The sequence below is a fragment of the Nostoc sp. WHI genome (assembly GCF_015714725.1).
In the GTDB taxonomy this organism is placed as follows: domain Bacteria; phylum Cyanobacteriota; class Cyanobacteriia; order Cyanobacteriales; family Nostocaceae; genus Nostoc.
The window spans coordinates 1-2,363 of record NZ_WBKM01000190.1 but is presented as its reverse complement, the minus strand read 5'-3'; the positions used below and the strand labels follow the sequence as shown (position 1 = coordinate 2,363).

Here is a 2,363-nt window from a genome sequence, read left to right as displayed (position 1 = left end):
TCGGACTAGTTTCTTTAATGATATTCGTACCTTATTAAAATTTATTTGCTTTAAAAATTGGTCGGAGTTTTTCTTATTTATTCTTACCGAATATGTCCCTCTCACAAAAGTAAATTCTAGTTAAAAATGTCAAATTTTTGAGAGGAGGTAAAGATTATTAATTAAGAGAATTTACAAAGTAGGTCGGAATTTCAGCTATATTTATAAGTTGAAATCTATTTTTTCATGGGCAGATTTTTAAAATTGTTTCTCTTCAGTTAATTATTATGATTATCTTTCAAATAAATCATAATTAGACAGAAGTTCTCTATGTAAACAAGAGGACTTTATCTTCTTTTGTTTTCAAAATGAGAATTGCTGAATTGTTCTTGCTCAACTTGCATCTCAAACAACTATGCCTGCGCCAATTGATAACACTAAAAAGTGTCTTTCATGCAGTTTAAAAGAGATTTGTCTGCCTTTTGAAGTTAAACAGTTACGAGGTTCAATGACTTCTGAAACCGATGATTAATTTCATCAGGAGTAAATTGATTAATAAGTTTTCTCCATAACTCATTACCATAACTCTAAAATGTCAGTACTTTACATAACTCAGGCTGATGCCGTTTTGAGCAAGAACTACGAAGCTTTTAATGTTGCTCTCAAGCAATCCGATGGTTCTTGGAAAAAACAGACTGTTGCAGCCCAAACTGTCGAACAAGTTGTCTTAATGGGCAATCCTCAAGTCACAGGTGATGCTCTAGTTTATGCTTTAGAATTGGGTATGCCTGTTCACTATCTTTCTAGCTTTGGTAAATATCTGGGTTCTGCGCTTCCTGGTTATTCGCGCAACGGTCAATTGCGATTAGCTCAATATAAACTATATAGCGATCCTGTCGGGCGTTTAGAATTAGTCAAAGCAATTGTGACAGCCAAAATTCATAACCAATATCAGGTTTTGTATCGCCACAATGAGAGTTTCCAAAGCCCATTACCCCGCAAGGGGACTGAAACTATATTGCGGGATATTCGGCAACGCCAATGAAGGCATAGCGCACTTGTTTCCAAAGCCCATTACCCCGCAAGGGGACTGAAACCTGTAGTTAAGCAGCTTGAGCTATTGCAGCGCACGCTTGAGGTTTCCAAAGCCCATTACCCCGCAAGGGGACTGAAACGCCAGATTGAAGATGAAATCGCAGCCAAGAAACTTGAGAGGTTTCCAAAGCCCATTACCCCGCAAGGGGACTGAAACGTTAGGAGTGGGCGACGATTGCCACATCCGTTTCTCGTTTCCAAAGCCCATTACCCCGCAAGGGGACTGAAACGAATCAATGACTATCATAAATACTGTTGCAACAATACTCATGTTTCCAAAGCCCATTACCCCGCAAGGGGACTGAAACTAAGAAAACTTAGCTGCTCCTTTCCGTACTTCTGTTTCCAAAGCCCATTACCCCGCAAGGGGACTGAAACTTTGAGGTAGACGATTCTGAAAGTAAGCAATTGTTGTTTCCAAAGCCTATTACCCCGCAAGGGGACTGAAACGATTTTCTTACGAATACTTTCCACTTGTAGGGAGAGAAGTTTCCAAAGCCCATTACCCCGCAAGGGGACTGAAACTAAGTAATGAGTTATAAGTTAGGAAAGGCAAAAAGGGTTTCCAAAGCCCATTACCCCGCAAGGGGACTGAAACGCCAATGTATCAGAATTAGTCCCGAAAACTTCTGCGGTTTCCAAAGCCCATTACCCCGCAAGGGGACTGAAACGAACAAATTCAATATCTTCATATTTTAATGTTTCCGTTTCCAAAGCCCATTACCCCGCAAGGGGACTGAAACATTGCAGTGTAATCAGACAATGAATTGACAGGCGATGGTTTCCAAAGCCCATTACCCCGCAAGGGGACTGAAACCTGATTCAAGACGCGGAAGGATACATGCAAAGCTTGGTTTCCAAAGCCCATTACCCCGCAAGGGGACTGAAACATGCACTTAATATTGCCCCTACCCCTGTTGTAGATTTAGTTTCCAAAGCCCATTACCCCGCAAGGGGACTGAAACCAGGGAACTCATGATTGACAGTCAGACGATTCAAGAGTTTCCAAAGCCCATTACCCCGCAAGGGGACTGAAACATGGGTAACGGGCGATCGCTTCTATTACTCCTTCAAGTTTCTAAAACCTATTACCCGGCCAAATTAACGAGAGCGAATTACTAGCTGTTTGGCTTTTGTTAAGTCAAAGAGGATTGAATCTAATTTCATTAAATTTATCGTAATCGACCACGGGGCGATCGCAAATTACAAGAAAGTAAAACCCATTGACATCAAAGAGTTAGAGTTCAAAAGAAGCAGACAGCAGACTGATTCAATTTGGGAAATCAAAC

Annotated in this window: 1 pseudogene and 1 CRISPR repeat array; the pseudogene reads left to right on the top strand. The window is 40.9% G+C overall.

From position 1 onward, the window contains the following. Positions 1–571: 571 nt before the first annotated feature. Positions 572–907 (top strand): annotated as a pseudogene (locus F8S12_RS19430) (CRISPR-associated endonuclease Cas1); the annotation flags it as partial. 49 nt (positions 908–956) lie between these two features. Next, a CRISPR array of direct repeats spans positions 957–2,112; the repeat unit is 37 nt; unit sequence GTTTCCAAAGCCCATTACCCCGCAAGGGGACTGAAAC. Positions 2,113–2,363 lie beyond the last annotated feature (251 nt).